The sequence below is a fragment of the Roseiflexus sp. RS-1 genome, assembly GCF_000016665.1.
In the GTDB taxonomy this organism is placed as follows: Bacteria; Chloroflexota; Chloroflexia; order Chloroflexales; family Roseiflexaceae; genus Roseiflexus.
In genome coordinates, this window is sequence record NC_009523.1 from 3,446,164 (window position 1) to 3,463,920 (window position 17,757).

A 17,757-nucleotide genomic window follows, 5' to 3' on the forward strand; every position below is an offset into this window, starting at 1 on the left:
GCGTATTGGTTCGGCTTCTGCGTGTGATGGTAACGTAACCATGCCTGTCATTTGCCAGTCGTGCGGCGCAGTCAACCGTGATAACGCGCGTTACTGTCTGCACTGCGCGCAACCGCTTGCACCCGCCCGCCCGTCACCCGATGATCAGGCCTGGCTGACGGCGCGATTGCTCGCCGATCCGTCCGTTTCAGTCTCACCGCCAGCGGATATGCCCACCCCTGGCGTAACGCTATCTTCCGCGCACGTGTACGATGTTCCAGTCCTCGCCGCTCCGGTGCGCTTAGATGAGGAGTCTGCTATGAATGCGCCGCCTGTTGACCCGAAAACGCCGTCGTTGTTTGCAGGACGGTACGAAATCATCGCTGCGTCCGGCGAAACGGTCGAGGCGCTGGATCGCCAGCCCTGGCGACGCTGCTGGTCGTGCGATACAACCTTGAATGAACCAGGCGAGGCATACTGCACCCAGTGCGGCGCCGCGCTCGACGGTCGTCGTTATCGTGGTCTGCTGACAGGCGCCACGCCTGCCGGGCTTGCACTCGTTCCGCAGGTGACCGATCCTGCTGCGCGCGCCTTCCTCCCGCCGATCTGGGATCAGGTCAGCGACGGTGATCAAACGCTGACCCTCACCCCGGATATCCCTTCGACGCCTCCTTCGCTGCCACTCAGCGAACTTCAGGCGCTCGTCATCGGACGGGATCTGGCGCGGTTGCTGACCCTTCTGCACGGTCAGGGGCTTGCGCTTGGCGCGCTCGAACCGGACGATCTCGACATCTCACCGGCGCACACTGTGCGGCTGCGTAATGCCCCTGGATTGCACCGGGCCGCAGAAGGCGATACGACCACCGATCTGATCCACCTGGCAACATTGCTCGAAGCGCTGACGGCAACGCCGCGCACGACCAGGCGGCTCGATGAGGAAGACATCACCCTGGACGTAATGCCAAACCTTGCCGATCTGCTGCGCGAAGTACGCACAGGGCGCCTGACCGATCCGGCAGAACTGGCGCAACGGTTTGATCTCCTCATTGCGTACCATACCGCGCCTGCGCCGCTGCGCGTCCGGTTTGGCGCAGCCACCGACACTGGCATGGTGCGTGATCTGAACGAAGATAGTCTGCTGGCGCTCGATCTCCGCCTGATCCGCCGCAACCAACCGCGTACCTGGAGTCTGTTCATTGTCGCCGATGGGATGGGCGGTCACAGCGCAGGCGAGGTAGCCTCGGATCTGGCGTTGCGCGGCGCGCTGGAAGTGGTGCAACGCGAATACCTGATGCCAACCGTTGATACCGATGCGCATGATGAAGAGGAGAATCTCCGCGACGTCGTTCGCCGCGCCATTCTCCAGGCAAATGAGTATGTGGTGCGCGAGGCGCGCAGCCGCGGGAACGACATGGGCACGACGATAACGATGGCGCTGGTCGCAGGTGATCGCGCAATCATCGGAAACGTTGGCGACAGTCGAACGTACCTGATGCGGGAAGGAAAACTGCGGCGCGTCAGTCGCGACCACTCGCTGGTGCAGCGCCTGGTTGATCTCGGTCAGATTACGCCTGACGACGTGTACACGCATCCGCAGCGCAATGCAATCCTCCGATCACTGGGCGACAAACGCGACATTGAGGTTGATATCTTCGTCGAACGGTTGCGTCCAGGCGATGCCCTGCTACTGATGAGCGACGGTTTGTGGGAAATGGTGCGCGATGAGCGGATGGCAGAGATCATCGCTGCGCACCACGATCCGCAGGCGGCGTGCAAGGCGTTAATCGACGCTGCGAATGCCGCCGGCGGCGATGATAACATTACCGTGATTCTGGTGCATGTAGAAGCATACTGAGTATCATTATGCGGTGTCCTGTCTGCAACGCATCCAACCCCGACGGCGCTCCGTTCTGTGCTGAATGTGGCGTGCGCCTGACCGATACCCTCACGTCGCCATCGGTTGCACCACCCACTGGCACGCCTTTGCAGCAAACCATTCTGCAGGGTCGTTATATTATCGAGGAAAAACTCGGGCAGGGCGGCATGGGCGCCGTCTATCGCGCCCGTGATCTGCGGCTCAGCACGGTGAACTGGGCGATCAAAGAGATGAGCCAGGCACAGATCACCGGATCGCTGGAACTCCAGCAGGCGCGCGCGGCATTCCGGCATGAAGCCGAACTGCTTGCCGGTCTTTCGCATCCGGGGCTGCCCAAAGTCGTCGATCATTTCGAGCAGGATGGAAAAGCCTACCTGGTGATGGAGTTCGTGCCGGGTTCATCGCTGCTTGCGCTGGCGCGCCGTGAGGGTTTGCCCTTCCCCCTGCCGCGCGTCCTCGATTGGGCAAAACAGATCTGCGAGGTGCTGGACTACCTGCACAGCCGACCATCGCCCATCATCTTTCGCGACTTGAAACCGGCAAATGTGATGCTCACGCCTGAAGGACGCATCAAACTGGTCGATTTTGGCATTGCGCGCCTGTTCAAGCCCGGCAAAGAGCGCGACACGCAGGCGTTCGGTACGCTCGGCTACAGCGCACCGGAGCAGTATGGGCAGAGTCAGACCGATCCGCGATCCGATATCTATTCACTCGGCGTCCTGCTGCATCAACTGTTGACCGGCTACGACCCGACCAGCACCCCCTTCCGCCTGCCGCCAGCCAACCAGGTGAACCCATCGATCCCGCAGCATATCTCCGACGCCATCGCCCGGGCGGTCAACCCGGACCCTGACGCTCGTTTCTCCAACGTGCGGGCCTTCCGTGATGCGCTGCTCGGCGGGCAACCGGTGATCCTTCAGACACCGGTGACAGAGGCAGTGCAATCCAGAATGGCGATTCCAGAGGCGATCGGGCAAACGATTCCAGTGTCTTCCCCAATTTCCGGTTCAGCCGCAGTGCAACCGCCAGCCGTCCCTTCGCCGACAACCGGCGTTGCGAATGTCGGGCGCTGGATCGGCATCGCCAGTGTGCTTATGATGGGACTGGCTACCGTGATTGTGGTCGCCGGCGCTGCAACCGAAGATTCCGATAGCGCGCTTACAGGTTTTGGCGTTCTGATGGCGTTCCTGCCATTTGCAACGGGACCGATTGCCTTCCTGCTCGGTTTGATCGCGTTGTTCTCCCCTGCGACAGCACAAACGCTCAAGGGGCGGCAACACGCAACAATTGCTGTCGCTACTGGACTGGCGACCGGCTTGCTCTGCTGCGTCATTTTCATCGTTGGAGGGGGAAGCAGCTAAACCGCACTCGATGGCTAGGGGTGCAACGATTCAGAATGGCATGGCGTCTAAGCGGTTAACGTTGCGGAGAGGGAGTGAAGGACGATGAATACCGGCATAACGCTTACGTGCACCTGGGGACGCGCACCGCTGGTTGCCAGCAAGGTTCCACAGGTCGCCTATCTGCTTATCGAAGCGCAGGCTGCGGCAATTGCCGAGAAAATGCCGCTCAATTTCTGCCTGGTGCTCGACCGCTCCGGGTCGATGCAGGGCGCCAAACTTGCGGCGCTGAAGGATGCCGTCAAACGGGTGATCGAAACCCTGACCCCGCAGGACATTGTTGCGATTGTGCTGTTCGACGACACCGTGCAAACGCTGGTTCCTGCGACGTTTGCCACCGACAAAGCGACGCTGATTGCACAGGTCGATGCCATCGAAGAAGCTGGCGGCACGGCGATGTCGGGCGGGATGGCGGCGGGTATTGTGGAACTGCGCAAGAACCATGACCCCGGACGTGTCGGGGCGATGCTGCTGCTGACCGACGGGCAGACATGGGGTGATGAGGATCGTTGCCGCGCACTCGCCCAGGAACTCGCCCGTGATGGGGTGCGGATCACGGCCCTGGGTCTCGGCGCTGAATGGAACGAAGCGTTGCTCGACGATATTGCCGAAGCGACCGGCGGCATTTCAGACTACATCGCCGATCCGGCGCAGATCACGACGTTCTTCCAGCATGCAGTCCGCACAGCACAGGGAACGGTTGCCCGCGACGCACGTCTGTTGTTGCGTCTGGTGCGTGACGCAACGCCGCGCGCGGTTTATCGCGCCAGTCCTGTGATCGCCAATCTTGGCTACCAGCCAATCGGCGACAGTGAGATTGCCGTGCGGCTCGGCGCCATCGAGGCGGAGACACCGTCGAGCATCGTTGTCGATCTGATGGTTCCGGCGCGCGACGCGGGGAGTTTTCGCATCGCCCAGGCGGAACTTCACTACACGCCGGTTGGCGGCGCAGAACAGGTCGTCAAACAGGACCTGCTGCTCGAGTTCGTGACCGACCCGACTGCGTCGGCGTATGATCCGCGTGTGATGAATCTGGTCGAAAAGGTGACGGCGTTCAAATTGCAAACACGCGCGCTGGCTGAAGCAGAAGCCGGCAACCTGTCGGGCGCGACGCAAAAACTGCGCGCGGCTGCGACACGGTTGCTCGATCTTGGAGAACTTGAACTGGCGCAGAAAGTCTCCGAGCAGGCGGCGCATCTCGAACAGGGGCAGGCGATCAGCGCCGAAAATCAGAAAGAACTGCGCTATGCAACCCGTCGCCTGACGCAAAAACTCGAGGAATAGCCTCTTGAAGCATTCGGAGGATCGGTATGATAACGTGTCCAACGTGCGGCGCTCTCAACGACCCGGTCAATCGTTTCTGTGACCAGTGTGGATCGCGGCTCGAACCGAGTGGTCCGATTCCGCAGGCATCAGCGCCCACGTTTCAGGCGCCACCCGTAGCGACAGCCCAGACCTGTCCCAACTGCGGTGCAACCGTCTTCCCCGGACAGGCGTTTTGTGAAGAGTGCGGCGCAGCCCTGACCGCAGTGGCGCCTCCTGCGGCAGCGGCGCCTCCTGTAGCAGCGCCGGTCAGTGTGGATGCACCAACCATGATCGCGCCTGCGTCGATGCCGGTTGCGGGTTCGATCTGCCCATCCTGCGGTCATCAAACCATGCCGGGCGACCGGTTCTGTGATGCGTGCGGCGCAACGCTCGCACCGGCGCCATCAGTGGCAATCGCCGATGCACCGACCGCTGCGGCGCCTGAACCGCCGTGGTCGGTTCCTGCGCCCCCGCCTGCCGAGCCACCTGCGCCGCCGCCAACGCTGATCGAAGCAGCGCCCGCACCGATTCCACCCGCGCCGTCGGTCGAAGCAGCCCCTGCGCCGGTTCCACCTGCGCCGCCGGTCGAAGTGGCAGCGCCATCGCCTGCCCCCGCCGATGCGCAGGCGGAGTATGAAGCCAGACGCCAGGCGTTGCTCGACGAGATCGCAAAGCAGCAGAAGATTATCGAGCAATTGGAGCAGTTGCAGGCGACCTTCGGCGCTGCGACGCCCCACGCCGTCACCATTGCCCTGGCGGAAGCGCGTGAGGCGCTCGCCAGAGCGCAGACGGAACTCGACGCTCTGCAACCACCGCCGCCGCCCGTCGATCCGGCGGTCGTTGCGGCGCTCAACGATGAAATCGCAAAGCAGCAGAAGATTATCGAGCAACTGGAGCAGTTGCAGGCGACCTTCGGCGCTGCGACGCCCCACGCCGTCACGCTTGCCCTGGCGGAAGCGCGTGAGGCGCTCGCCAAAGCCGAAGCGGAACTGGCAGCGCTTGGCGTTTCACCTGCTGCTGCACCGGCGCCATCCGCTGCACCATCTGCGCCGGTTGCACCGCCTCCACCGGTTGCACCGCCACCTCCGACGCCCATTGCGCCGCCTGCGCCAGCAGCAATGGAGATCGCCGCCCCGCCACCGTTCACCGCAGAACCGGTCGCTCCGCCGCCGGTTGCTCCCGCCGCCACACCCGATACGGCTGCAACGGTGACCTCGCCTCCGGCTGATTTTCTACCAGGCGCGACAATGCATATCCCTCCAGCCGGACCACGCCTCGTTTTCGATAACGGGGTAGGCGAAATTCCGGTTCCCATGGACAGACCGGAGATCACCATCGGGCGGGAAGACCCGATCAGCGGCATCCACCCGGAGATCGACCTGACTCCGTTTGGCGGCGAGAGCGGCGGCGTAAGCCGTCAGCACGCGCGGCTGATCAGAAGCGGCGAACAGTGGTCCATTGTTGATCTCGGCAGCACGAACTATACGCGGGTCGATGGCGTGCGGATCGAGCCGGGGGCGCCGCATCCGCTGAAAGATGGCGCACGCCTCCAGTTCGGACGCCTGACGGTGACGTTCAGGTTGTGATTCTGGAAGGAATGCTTCCAGAGGCGGTTTTTTCCGGCAGGCGCCTGCCTTTGTCTGAGATGAGCGGTTTTCTGCATTCCTATGCGCTTTTGCCTCTCATACCCCCAACCCCCTTCTCCCACACAGGGAGAAGGGGGCGTTTGTGCGTCCCGATGCCTGAAACGGGAGATGGCACGCAGGGGCTTCCAAAAAACCTGCCCCTGTGAGCATCCCCCAACCTCTTTCCCTCACAAGGGGAGAAGGGGGCGTTTGAGCGTCCTGAAGCCCAAAACGAAAGAAGAAACACAGGGACTTCCCAAAAACCTGCTCCCGCAAGAGACAACAGCCTCCACAGTGGGGACTGGCAGGCGGTCTGCTGGCGTTCGACTCGAGAAACAATACATGCGCCTGCTTACGGTATTCGCCTCCAGGAAGCAATATTCCAGAGACTGCTGTCAAAGGTGTTGAACGTTGGACCGGTCAGGTTCTTCAGCTTGACTGCTGGCGTATACCGGTTGATCAACGGGATTTCTACGATGTCGTTCACCAACAGGTCGTTCATCTGAATAGCCAATTGCGCCCGACGTTGTGGATCGAACTCGGTCTTCAGTTGCTCAAAGAGCGCATCGTATGCCGGATTGCAATAGCGACTGACATTGTTACCGTTCCAGCGGTTAGCCGCCGATGAAACCTGGGCACAGATCCAACCCTCCAGATATGACTGCGGATCAGGTGAGGCTGGGCCAAAGGTATACATTTGGAGATCGGCGTAGAACTTGTTCAGGGTATCAGGATTACCCGGATCACCACTGAAGAAGACGGCAGGATCGATAGCCTTGAGGTAAACCTGAATCCCAATCTCAGCCAGATTCGCCTTAATGACTGATTGCGTGCTCTGACGCAAGGTATTAACGCTGGTCTGGAAAGTAACGATCAGCCTGATACCATCCTTCTCGCGCACTGAACCCTTGAGCACCCAGCCAGCCTCATCCAGAATGCGCTTTGCTTCTTCGACATTGCGCTCACACGTCGTGTTGGGCGAATTGACACTTGCGGGTACAACGAGCAGGTTACAGGTCGGCGCACCGGTTGGACCGTAGAGCTGTTCGGCAATCGCCTTGCGATCAATCGCCAGGGCAATCGCCCGCCGTACCGCCGGATCGGTCAAGAACGGATGGGGCTGATCAGGCTCGCTGCGCTTATCGCCCAACGCCGGATCGGGATTGGCAAAGTTGATCACAATCCGCTCCACACCGCCGGTCGAACCACCGGCAATCACATCACAGTTGCCACTGGCCAGGATCGGCTCCAGGACCGCCTTGGGAATTTGCAGGTTCAGGGCAAAATCGGCTTCCGCCGTCGTACAGACGGCACGCGCTGCCGAGGCGGCGTCGCCACCCCCTTTGATCTCGACCGTATCAAAGAAGACGCTATCGGCATCGCGATAAAAGGGGTTGCGCTCGTAGATCACCGTATCACCGGGACGGAACTCGCGTAATTTCCAGGCATTGGTCCCAATCGGAGCGAGATTCGCCGCCTGACACTCGGCACTGGTATTCGCAGCAGAGCCGATACAGTTCGCAAATTGCTTCTGTTGCAGAATCATACCCGACGAACCAACAAAGGAGATGTATGGATTGGGGTTCGGTTCCTTCCACGTGATCTTGAAGGTCGTAGCATCAATTGGCTCGATACTGGCAATCGAGTCAAATGATGTTTTGTTGGTGCAGCCAGTCGCTTCATCAACACAGTAGCGCCAGGTGAAGATGATGTCGTCAATCGTGAAATCACTGCCGTCTGACCACTTCAAGCCCGGCTTGATCTTCCAGGTCACGCTGGTACCGTCGGCGGCAATACCACCATTCTCGATGGTCGGAATTTCAGCCGCCAGAAATGGAACCAGTTCGTCCCGCTCATTGTAGCGAGCCAGTGGTTCAAGCATAACCGTAGCGCCGTTAAAGTCCTTGACGCCGGTCGCCAGATGCGGGTTAAGCGTCGTTACCGCCTGCCAGGAGAGAATTGTGAGTTTCCCTCCAGTCCGGGGGGCTGCGGTTGGCGCGTTCGTTGGAGCCAGCGCTACAGTTGGTTGCGGTACATCGGTTGCCTGCACTGCTGGCGCCGTGGGTTGCTGAACCTGGGGCTGTTGAGAACCACCACACGCCACCAGCGCCACCACCATCACTACCGGAAGAATCGCCTGCATCAAAACCCATCTGCGAAACATCCGAACCTCCTGTGCCACTCAATAGGGGACGCGAGTCAGGCGCTGTTGTCGAACCAGGCGCAAACCCGTGTAAAGCAGAAAGGTAATGACAAAACTCGGAATGCTTGCCCCGATCTGTGGTGCCCATTGTGTAATCGCCTGATAGACCAGTATCCCAACCAGCCACGCCGCCAATCCGCCCCCTTGCCACTCCAGGCGCCGATCACCCACAAGGGCAGTCTGATCCGACGCCCGCTGGCGAATGACAAAATAGTCGGCCAGTACAACGCCAAACAGCGGCACAAAGAGCGAACCGATGAGGAGCAAGAAGTTGAAGTATTCACCCATTGTGAGAGATGTTGCAAATAAGAAGCCAACTGCACCAATAATCACGATCAAGAGACGTTGACCGATTTGTGGGAAAATGTTCTGAATCGAAATAGCCGCCGAGTAGATGTCAGCAAACGCATTGTCGGTTTCATCAACCAGGATGACCGCAAGTGCTACAATGCCACCGGTCATGGTCATAATTGCGGTGATGAGATGATCAGGCGTAGGTTCGCTTACATTCGCCGTTAACAAGAAGAGAGCGCCAAGCGTATAAAACCAGACATTGGTCAGGGCAAAGCCGAAATATGTGCCCCAAAAACTATCCCGCGAACGACGCACAAACCGGTTATAATCGGCAACGAGCGGGAGCCACGAGATTGGCATTGCCGCTACCAAATCCACTCCGAGCCAAAACGGCATCTCTCCCGTTCCTGGCCGATTAAGCAGCGCAATGATATCGTAGCGGGTAAAAAGGTAGACTGTCATCCAAATGGTCACACTGTAGACGATCCAAATCCCAAATTTCTCGAGCCACTCCCGCACGACCACCAGCGGTCCGCCAAGGGCCAACAGAGTGCACCAGACTGAGAAGACCGCCACCCAGAGATAATGGTTACTAAAACCAAATAGCGCCTGACCCACCTGATCGGCAGCCAAACCGATCACCCACAGCTCGAAGGCCGTCCAGCCAATTAACTGCACGATATTGAAAATTGTCGCCAGATAAGAACCTCGTCGCCCAAGCACGGGGCGGAGCAAAACCATTGTAGGCACGCCGTGATCACTCCCTAACACCCCAACTAATGCCAACAAGAGTGTGCCAATTGCGGTACCGACTAAAATAGCAAGTAGTGCTTGCGGCAAACTCAAGCCAGGAACCAACAGTGCACCGGCTTCCAACACTAGCAATCCGACGCCAAGACTCGACCACAATACGAAGATGTCAAACCATCGCAGGCGACGATGTTCGGCAGGAACAGGATCAATTCCCCATGTTGGTGGAGCTTGCAGACGCGGTAGCCACTTGTAGAAACGAGTTTGTAGTGACATACTCTTCCTCCAACTAAAAACGCCACCTGCGAAGGGTGGCGTGAATGCCAGACATGAGCTGGCTTTACTACCGTGTATTCCCTTCGCTGGTATTACCCAGATCAGGTTCATGAGGTCGATGGTGGATTTGACCATCCTCTCAGCCCGGTCCTCCGAGCTCCCTCATACACGCTTATTCAGTTGTGCCGGGGTCAGCGCGGTGTCTACTATACACTGCTGCCTCTCTATCTGTCAAGTCGCTCAACACGACGAAAGCAACCAGAAAAGCGACCCTCACCCCCTCGCCTCGGATAGAAGATCTCTCCCCTTGTAGGAGAAGGGTGCTGGAGAACAAGGGATACGGGCGCGGCAGAATACGGAACATTCATGGTAACAACGTGACTGGCTGATCGGATCGCATCTCATTAGGTGAATGATCCGACATTATCCTCTAACCGGCGCTGCGGTCGGTTGGGAGAGGGGCGATGGAAGCGATCCGCACGCACTGATACACAGAGCGATGCACACGACGAGAGCAGTGAGATGTTTCATTAATCACCTGCCGTTGGATTGAGCGTGTTTTACCGGGCAAGAGTCAGATGCTTGAACGCCTCGACCTGCGCGCGGATGGCGCGTTCCGTCGGCAGGCGCTCGATGCTCGAAGCGCCGAAGAATCCAGCAATCCCCGGCATGCGGCGCAGTGCCATGCCGACCTGTTCGGGTTCGTCGAACGGTCCGCCGTGACAGATCACAATAATGTCGGATCGCACCTGACGGCCAGCCTCAGCGATCTCCATCACCCGCTCGATGGCTTCGTCGAGAGTCAGAGCAACGCCAGCGCCAATGCTTCCTGAAGTGGTCAACCCGACATGCGCCACCAGTTGATCAGCGCCGGCGCGCACCATCTCGCGCGCCTGATCGGGATCGAACACATACGGTGACGTAAACAGGTCCATCTGGTGCGCCAGATGGATCATTTCGATCTCTTTGTCGTATCCCATCCCGGTGGCTTCCAGGTTCGCGCGGAAATTGCCGTCGATAAGCCCGACGGTGGGGAAGTTCTGCACGCCCGAAAAGCCAATCTCACGCAACTGCTTGAGAAACACCGGCATCAGGCGAAACGGATCGGTGCCACACACCCCCGCAAGCACAGGCGTATGCTTCACAACCGGCAACACCTCGTTTGCCATCTCAACCACAATGGCATTCGCATCACCATACGGCATCAGCCCTGCCAGTGATCCCCGTCCCGCCATGCGATAGCGCCCTGAGTTATAGATGATAATGATATCCGCGCCCCCTGCTTCTGCGAATTTGGCAGAAATCCCTGTACCAGCGCCTGCGCCGACAATCGGTTTACCGGCAGCGATCTGTGCGCGCAAGCGCTGGAGAATTTCCTCACGTGTGAATGCCATTATTATGCCTCCTGACGGCTCTGTGCGATCAGGTCCAGCAGCGTTCGCGCGACCTGACCGGAAAACGCTGGATCGTTAATATTCGCATCGATTTCGATATACGGAATGTCGGGTCTGAGATTCTTCCTGATCGTCGCAAAACACGCCTGATCGGCGTCAGGATCCCAGAACTCGCCGCCGGGACTATCCAGCATCGAGACCCCTTTGAGCGGGATCAGGACTGCCACCGGGCCACGCGACTCATTCGCGGCACGGGCAATCATGGCGCCAATGGCGACATTTTCTTCGACGCTGGTGCGCATCAGGGTAACGTTCGGGTTCCACCGGTAGAGTCTGCGCCCACGATACGTTTCAGGAACTGTGTCGATGCCCCAGAAGTTTGCCATATCGACGCACCCCGGAACCAGCACCGTCGGAATGCCAGCGTGCGCCGCAGCCAGGCAGCGCTGCGGTCCGGCGCTCAATACACCGCCGCAGACTTCATCGGCAAGCTCTGTCGTTGTTATGTCAAGTGATGCAGTAATATACCCATCAGTAATCAAACCTTCCATTGCTCTGCCGCCTGTGCCGGTCGCGTGGAAGACGAGGACTTCATACCCGGCTTCTTCGAGGAGGCTGCGGGCGTGATCCACTGCTGCGGTGGTGTTGCCGAACATCGACGCAACGATCAACGGCGCATCACGCTGCGTCTGCGGCGCTTCCATACTCACCATACCGCTGATGGCGCCGGCAGCGTTCGTGTAAATCGTGCGACTGATACGATTGATGCCTGCTACATCGACAACCGAGGGCATGAAGGTGATATCTTTCGTGCCCGCATACGCAGACACATCACCGCCGCCGACGGTCGAAACCATCACCTTGGGCACGCCGACCGGCAAGGTACGCATTGCAGCCGTTGCAATCGATGTGCCGCCCGAGCCGCCCATGCTCAGCATACCGTGCAGCCGCCCTTCGTCATACAGACGCCGCACGATCTTTGCCAGCCCTTCCGCCATCACCCGCATGGCTTCATCTTTGTGGTTGCCATCCGCCAGCGTCGCCAGATCGCCATTCCCCGCCGCTGCTACTTCGGCGCGCGAAATATCAGGCGAACATGCCGGTTCACCCATGACGCCGAAATCGATCACCAGTGTCTGTAACCCGCGCTGCGCGATCAGGTCGCGCACGAATGCGAACTCTCTACCTTTGGTATCCAGTGCGCCTGCAAGTACGACGGTCCTGGTCATAGGTCGAGCCTTTCCAGATCAGACGGAGATTAGGAAGACAGGTCTCTGTTCAAGGGGAGCGTTAGTTGGGAGCGATCAGCGACGTTCTGCGTTCCGGCGCGCCTTTGCCCGACCTGTAAACCCTGATCGGGCAAGGAACCAGTCGCTCAGGGCCAGATTCGCACCTGAAACGTAGCAATTTCGCGGGCATCGCTCCGGTCAATATACACTTCGATCTGCCAGTCGCCATCCATCGAGAAGAGCAACCCCTCCGCCCGGTAGCGTCCGTCCGGCAACGGCTGCGCCACGACTTCCGGTGATGCCATGCCATGCTGACGCATCATTGGGACGATGCTGACCGATTCGATGGGACCGGGTTGCATTCCCTCACGACGCTCGATGGTGATGATGGCAGGATACTCGCCAACCCGACGCTCGTCCAGGGTCAGCGTGACATTATAACTCAAGGTTTGAACGGTCGAAGGACCGCCAGAAGCGCATGCCGCGAGGATCAGCGTTGCGATGAGTGTGAGAGCGATGAATGTGCGACAGCGTGACAGACGGTGGATCATGGGCAGTCCTGCTCCGTTCCTCAACGGCCCGGGTTTGCAGCCACATCCAGCGTCACCGGCACGGTTATGACCCGACCGGCGCGGCGAAACTGGAACCACGCCTGATACACGCCAGCGCGCGGGAAACTGTGTACGAAGCGCAACTCGGGACCGTAGCGCACCCCGCTGCCCGGCGTCGCTATCGGCGCTGCGGCGTGGATATGGCTGAACAGCGCTGCTTCAGTGTGGCGCATCATCAGGTGCCCGCCCATGCCGAGCCAGGGTTCCAGATCGCGCACCGGACCGTTCGCATCGCTCACGATCAATGAGAGGGTCGTCAACTGACCGCTGCGCAACGGTGCCGGCTGCGCGTGCACCTCGACCGTCAGATCATCCACGGTTCGCACCCCCAGCCCAGGCGCCCGGTCGTCGCGCACCTGCATCACCCCGCCAACCGCAAAACGCCCGGCGACGACCTGCAAACTGCCGCCATGCCGCATCAATTCGGCATATGCCGTGTACGCACCGGGGCGATCAGGCGTTATCGTGACAACGTACAATCCCGGCGCGAGACGGGCAGGATGCACATGGGCAAAAAAGCCGCCGCTCTCATCAACTACCGCCAGGTGGAGCAGCGCATCGTGGTGCGGCGAGAGATCATCAGCAGGCAGACCGGTAGCGCCATCACGCAGATCGAGAGTGAGGATCATTGGCTCGCCTGCTGTCAACGTTGGCGGTTCCGTCGCCAGCAGGAGATTGACATGCGGAGCGCCGCCGCTGTACATGGGAACCGACGGGGATGACGCCTCAAGCGGTGTGAACTGCAACCAGGCGAGCACTGCCGACGCAACCGCCGACGCAAATGCAGTGTAATTCAGCAACCGCAGTGCTCCGGCGAAGCCAGGGCGGGTGTGGCGACCGCCAGCCCCGACTGCGGCGCCAGCCAGCAGGCTGATGATCAGCACGCCAAGCGCCACCGCCAGCGGAATCGTTGTCGGCGGCAACGGCGGCTGAAAGACGGTGACGGGGATGCGCATCCTCCCCTCGCCAGGAACGCCTCGCGCAATGATTTCCACTTCCCAATCACCGGGAGCGTCGATGTCGAGGCGCGTGGTTGCGCTGAGCACACCGGCGAACGACACTTGCGCGGCGGGTTGTTCAGGAAACGGACTGCCGTAGCGCGTCAGGCGCACCTCAGCCGTCTCCGGGAATGGTTCGCCGTCCGGCGCAATATCGACCAGCAACGGACCAGGAAGCGCCGGCGGAATGGTCATTGTGACTGCCAGTTCGTAGGGACCGGCATCCATCACAATCGTCTGCACCGGACCGGCGTCGCCGACGTGCGCCGAGGCGGGCGGCGCGACGGTCAATGCCAGGAGTGCGACGAGCGCACCGACTGCAAGCCACCGTTGAGCTTGTGAATGAAAGCACAACATAGTGCTGGTATAGTACCACAGACTCGCTGCGTTCGTCCACACAATGCGAAGGGGATGAGAACCGAGAACCAAGAACTACGAACCAAGAACCAAGAACTGAGAACTGAGAACCAAGAACTGAGAACTGAGAACTGAGAACCTGCGCATTGTGTGTCGCTGTGTGTTGCGCTGCGCCCGCTGTACTGCCGTAGCTGTGCCGGTTTCGCGCTGCAAGGGGGTGTTGATGGCAGAATAGAACACGGATCGGCACGGATGCAACGGATGGGCGCGGATGTTGATAAGTTTTGTCTGGAATAGTCTGGGCCTGCCGTGTTGCGCGAGGCGTCCGCTTCCGGTTGCAGGTCGGGGCACGGCATGCCGTGCCCTAACGGCGCCGCTTCGGCGTGGCATCGCCGTGCCCCAATCCGGTCCGCGCAGGTCCCGGACGCCGGAATAGAACGCGGATCGGCGCGGATGACGGTTTGTCGGGAATAGCCCGCGCAGGCGGGCTTTGCCTTGCCTGGCCGAGGGCTGATGGTCTTTGAATAAATAATCCGCTATCCGAGACCGACATACGGTACAAGCTTTGGCGAGCCGGTTGCAAACGACGCGAAGAAAGCATCCAGATGGCTGCGCACCTGATCGCGATCCGTCGCCCAGCGGTGCACGCGGGTGACCTCCTGACGCATCCACCGCCCCAGCTGCTCGCAATCAAGCGGCGCCACGACGCATACGTCGGCAACGGCATCAGTTGGATGGGCCGGCGGACATCTCCAGCCCGGCGCACGGCCCGCACACTGGGGGTGGCCGGCCAATTGCCAGGACGGGAAAACGCCCAGCGGGTTGTTTGCGGCTCAAGCGCCACCAGGACATCCGGATGACCATGGACCGGCCAATTATCCAGAATGACATCGATGCGCTCAGCCTCAGGATAGGCAGCGCGCCGGTCCGGGAAGCACGGCGCCAGCGTCGCCAGGCCCATCGTCGTCGCCCGCCGGGTGACCACTTGGCCCGTCACGACGTCCAAACTGCCCACGATGCGCAGGTCACCATCGGTCGCCCGACTCCGTTCCGCCCGCACCTGATCGGCGCCCGCCCGTCCATACCCGTTGGCCAGGGTCGGGCGCCGGGTGACCGTGACTTCATCCAGATACACGGTCACCACCTGGTTGGGGTGCGCGCGGGCATCCTCCACCACGTCCGCAATCTCCTGCAGTTTGGCCTGATCGTGAGGATCAGGGCTAGGCCCATGACTGCGGGCGCGCTGCCAGGTGAGGCCCAACCGATCCAGGATGCGGGCGATCCCGCTCAGCGAGGCGTCGCGTCCCCACACCAACGGGCTGCGGATGGCGTCCAGGGTCCAGCGCGTCTGGGTCAGCCCGCACTGCCGCGGGTCACGGCGGACCAGATGCTCTCCCGCAGTAGCCGCCGTCTCAGGGTCATGGCGGTCAGGGGGAACAAGCGGGCGTGCGCCCGCGTCCGTCCCGGATGGGGAGGCTATCGATGCCCTCGGCTTCCCAGCGATTCAGCCAGCGAGAGACGGTTTCCGGATGGCGCGGACGCAGCACGCGTGCGCGCGCCGTGACAGCGGGCGGCACGCCGGACGCGATGAGCAGGAACGCTGCCGCCCGTTCACGCACATAGGGCGTGGGGGCGTGATCGCGCAGGTCTTCGAGGGTCTCCCGCTCCTCGACGGACACGTGAAGGGTCCGGCGTGCCGGCATCGCAACCTCCTGAGAAAGGCTTGACACGGATGGATATCAGTATAACGGAATATTTTTTCAAAGTCCATCAGCCCCACGGCTAGCGCGGTGTAGCGGATTTAATGCTCAATCTCCATCAGTCCTGCGGCAGGCCGTCGCCCTGAAGGGCTCGGCTGCCAGGACGAAGGCCGCTGTCGCGGCCTGTTGGTCGCGCCTGCGCAGGCGGGCTTCGCATTCCATAGCCGAGGGCTTTCGCCTGACAGCACGAGGCGCGTACCGGATTTATAGCGAAGCGCAAAACAGTTGACCGCCGGAATTGCGCGCCTCATACGGTCATGCGAGCGGGACGCCCGCGCACCCGGCATGCACGTGGCTCAATCATTTTGCATTTCGCTATAATTCTCAATCTCCATGAGCCCGACGGCACGAGACGCATACCGGATCCAATGCTCAATCTCTATGAGCGCGTGCCACGGAATGGCTGGCCAGGCTGATCGGCTCTTTAGACAATTGACGGCCCTCCATACCTGATAATGCGCACGGGCGTATGAGACAGAACAAACCCTGCGTGCGCTCAACCCAGTGCGCGGTACACTTCCGTCTCGAACGCCTCGAACAATGGCAATGATTTCGTGTCGGCAAACGGCAAGATCTGTGTCATGTACACACCGCCAATGCCCCGGACAGGATCGATCCAGAAGTACGAGTTCGCTATGCCAGCCCATTGCAGACTGCCCGCCGAACGACCGGTAGGCGCCGGTTCGAGATTGACCTGCCAGGTCACACCCCATCCCTTGGGCAGCCCTGGGAAGAACTCGGCATCATTCGAAAACTGCGGCATCACTGTTTTCATCGGTGTGACGCGCAGGTCGCCGATTGCATTCTGGCACATCAGATCAACCGTTTCGGCGTCGAGCACACGCACGCCATCGAGTTCGCCGCGGTTGAGCACCATCCGCACGAAGCGCGCGTAGTCGCCTGCCGTGCCGTACAGCCCGCCGCCACCCAGATCAAACTCGGGATCCTGCGGCAGCTCAAACTCTATCGGTGTGAGCGCGCCATCTTCGCCACGTGCGTGGATCGTCGCCAGGCGCGCGCGCATATCCGAACGAATCTTGAACGCCGTGTCGTTCATGCCGAGTGGACTGAGCAGGTGATCCTGCATATATGCACTCAGTTTCTTGCCACTGACCGCTTCGACCGCCAGACCGGCAAAATCGATGCTGATGCCATACTCCCAGCGCTCGCCAGGGTCGAAGAGGAGCGGAGTCTTCAGCGCTGCGATCTTGCCACTGGCGATGTTGGGCATGCCCATCACTTCCTGGTATCGGAGAATATCCGCGTTCCAGAACTCGTAGGAAAACCCTGCCGTATGCGTCAGCAACTGGCGCAGCGTGATCGGACGCGTCGGCGGGCGCAGTTTTGGTTTGCCCTCGTCGTCCCAACCCTCCAGCACCTGTGCTTCCTTCAGCATGGGGACCCACTGTTCGGCGGGGGCGTCGAGGTCAAGCTTTCCCTGTTCGACCAGCTGCATGGTGCATGCGCCGGTGATCGCCTTGGTCATCGAAGCGATCCAGCAGACCGTATCAGGCGTCATCGGCGCGCCGGTCGTCAGGTTGCGCTTCCCAAACGCTCCTTCGTACAACACCCCTTTGCGGTCCACGACGACCGCCACAACTCCAGGCACATCGCCACGCTCGACGGCGGCGCCCAGGAGACCGTCCATACGTTCCTTCAACACCATTGTTGAGCTCCTTTCCAGTTCTCATTGGTGAAAG

Annotated in this window: 13 protein-coding genes and 1 riboswitch; of the genes, 4 read left to right on the top strand and 9 right to left on the bottom strand. The window is 60.4% G+C overall.

All coding sequences use genetic code 11. The annotated features are described in order from the left end of the window. The first annotated feature begins 40 nt into the window (after window positions 1-40). From ROSERS_RS14240 to ROSERS_RS14255, 4 genes are all read left to right on the top strand, one after another. Window positions 41-1,834 (top strand): Stp1/IreP family PP2C-type Ser/Thr phosphatase, encoded by a 1,794-nt coding sequence (locus tag ROSERS_RS14240; RefSeq protein WP_041333732.1) that lies wholly within the window; start codon window positions 41-43, stop codon window positions 1,832-1,834. An 8-nt stretch (window positions 1,835-1,842) separates the two neighbouring features. Beyond that, complete coding sequence (locus ROSERS_RS14245) at window positions 1,843-3,216, top strand: serine/threonine protein kinase (RefSeq protein ID WP_011957483.1); 1,374 nt, start codon at window positions 1,843-1,845, stop codon at window positions 3,214-3,216. A gap of 84 nt (window positions 3,217-3,300) precedes the next feature. Then, window positions 3,301-4,539 carry a vWA domain-containing protein gene (locus ROSERS_RS14250; RefSeq protein WP_011957484.1) on the top strand — a complete coding sequence of 413 codons (1,239 nt, stop codon included), beginning with the start codon at window positions 3,301-3,303 and terminating at the stop codon, window positions 4,537-4,539. Window positions 4,540-4,565: 26 nt separating this feature from the next. Next, window positions 4,566-6,146 (top strand): double zinc ribbon domain-containing protein, encoded by a 1,581-nt coding sequence (locus ROSERS_RS14255; RefSeq protein ID WP_011957485.1) that lies wholly within the window; start codon window positions 4,566-4,568, stop codon window positions 6,144-6,146. A gap of 391 nt (window positions 6,147-6,537) precedes the next feature. Here ROSERS_RS14255 and ROSERS_RS14260 read toward each other — a convergent pair whose 3' ends face one another. From ROSERS_RS14260 to ROSERS_RS14300, 9 genes are all read right to left on the bottom strand, one after another. Further along, the gene (locus ROSERS_RS14260; protein ID WP_011957486.1) at window positions 6,538-8,349 is read right to left on the bottom strand and encodes a peptide ABC transporter substrate-binding protein; all 1,812 of its coding nucleotides are present in this window, start codon (window positions 8,347-8,349) and stop codon (window positions 6,538-6,540) included. An 18-nt stretch (window positions 8,350-8,367) separates the two neighbouring features. Beyond that, a complete protein-coding gene (cytX, locus tag ROSERS_RS14265) occupies window positions 8,368-9,708 on the bottom strand; it encodes a putative hydroxymethylpyrimidine transporter CytX (RefSeq protein ID WP_011957487.1) in 1,341 nt (446 codons plus the stop codon). Window positions 9,709-9,769: 61 nt separating this feature from the next. After that, a riboswitch (TPP riboswitch) is annotated at window positions 9,770-9,882 on the bottom strand. 386 nt (window positions 9,883-10,268) lie between these two features. Next, a complete protein-coding gene (locus ROSERS_RS14270) occupies window positions 10,269-11,102 on the bottom strand; it encodes a phosphoenolpyruvate hydrolase family protein (RefSeq protein WP_011957488.1) in 834 nt (277 codons plus the stop codon). A 2-nt stretch (window positions 11,103-11,104) separates the two neighbouring features. Then, on the bottom strand, window positions 11,105-12,331 hold the full coding sequence (locus tag ROSERS_RS14275) for a Tm-1-like ATP-binding domain-containing protein (RefSeq protein ID WP_011957489.1): 1,227 nt from the start codon (window positions 12,329-12,331) through the stop codon (window positions 11,105-11,107). Between the two features lie 146 nt (window positions 12,332-12,477). Then, complete coding sequence (locus tag ROSERS_RS14280) at window positions 12,478-12,882, bottom strand: FixH family protein (protein WP_011957490.1); 405 nt, start codon at window positions 12,880-12,882, stop codon at window positions 12,478-12,480. 20 nt (window positions 12,883-12,902) lie between these two features. Further along, window positions 12,903-14,297 (bottom strand): hypothetical protein, encoded by a 1,395-nt coding sequence (locus ROSERS_RS14285; protein WP_011957491.1) that lies wholly within the window; start codon window positions 14,295-14,297, stop codon window positions 12,903-12,905. Window positions 14,298-14,661: 364 nt separating this feature from the next. After that, window positions 14,662-15,609, bottom strand: a complete 948-nt coding sequence (locus ROSERS_RS26855) for a transposase (RefSeq protein ID WP_041333734.1) — start codon at window positions 15,607-15,609, stop codon at window positions 14,662-14,664. A 115-nt stretch (window positions 15,610-15,724) separates the two neighbouring features. Continuing rightward, window positions 15,725-16,000 carry a helix-turn-helix domain-containing protein gene (locus ROSERS_RS26860; protein ID WP_041333736.1) on the bottom strand — a complete coding sequence of 92 codons (276 nt, stop codon included), beginning with the start codon at window positions 15,998-16,000 and terminating at the stop codon, window positions 15,725-15,727. Window positions 16,001-16,553: 553 nt separating this feature from the next. Next, on the bottom strand, window positions 16,554-17,723 hold the full coding sequence (locus ROSERS_RS14300) for a serine hydrolase domain-containing protein (protein ID WP_011957492.1): 1,170 nt from the start codon (window positions 17,721-17,723) through the stop codon (window positions 16,554-16,556). Window positions 17,724-17,757: the final 34 nt, after the last annotated feature.

Excerpts from the sequence above, each read along its gene's own strand:
- ROSERS_RS14240 (WP_041333732.1), top strand. The coding sequence starts at position 41 with ATGCCTGTCATTTGCCAGTCGTGCGGCGCAGTCAACCGTGATAACGCG.
- ROSERS_RS14245 (WP_011957483.1), top strand. The coding sequence starts at position 1,843 with ATGCGGTGTCCTGTCTGCAACGCATCCAACCCCGACGGCGCTCCGTTC.
- ROSERS_RS14250 (WP_011957484.1), top strand. The coding sequence starts at position 3,301 with ATGAATACCGGCATAACGCTTACGTGCACCTGGGGACGCGCACCGCTG.
- ROSERS_RS14255 (WP_011957485.1), top strand. The coding sequence starts at position 4,566 with ATGATAACGTGTCCAACGTGCGGCGCTCTCAACGACCCGGTCAATCGT.
- ROSERS_RS14260 (WP_011957486.1), bottom strand. The coding sequence starts at position 8,349 with ATGTTTCGCAGATGGGTTTTGATGCAGGCGATTCTTCCGGTAGTGATG.
- cytX (WP_011957487.1), bottom strand. The coding sequence starts at position 9,708 with ATGTCACTACAAACTCGTTTCTACAAGTGGCTACCGCGTCTGCAAGCT.
- ROSERS_RS14270 (WP_011957488.1), bottom strand. The coding sequence starts at position 11,102 with ATGGCATTCACACGTGAGGAAATTCTCCAGCGCTTGCGCGCACAGATC.
- ROSERS_RS14275 (WP_011957489.1), bottom strand. The coding sequence starts at position 12,331 with ATGACCAGGACCGTCGTACTTGCAGGCGCACTGGATACCAAAGGTAGA.
- ROSERS_RS14280 (WP_011957490.1), bottom strand. The coding sequence starts at position 12,882 with ATGATCCACCGTCTGTCACGCTGTCGCACATTCATCGCTCTCACACTC.
- ROSERS_RS14285 (WP_011957491.1), bottom strand. The coding sequence starts at position 14,297 with ATGTTGTGCTTTCATTCACAAGCTCAACGGTGGCTTGCAGTCGGTGCG.
- ROSERS_RS26860 (WP_041333736.1), bottom strand. The coding sequence starts at position 16,000 with ATGCCGGCACGCCGGACCCTTCACGTGTCCGTCGAGGAGCGGGAGACC.
- ROSERS_RS14300 (WP_011957492.1), bottom strand. The coding sequence starts at position 17,723 with ATGGTGTTGAAGGAACGTATGGACGGTCTCCTGGGCGCCGCCGTCGAG.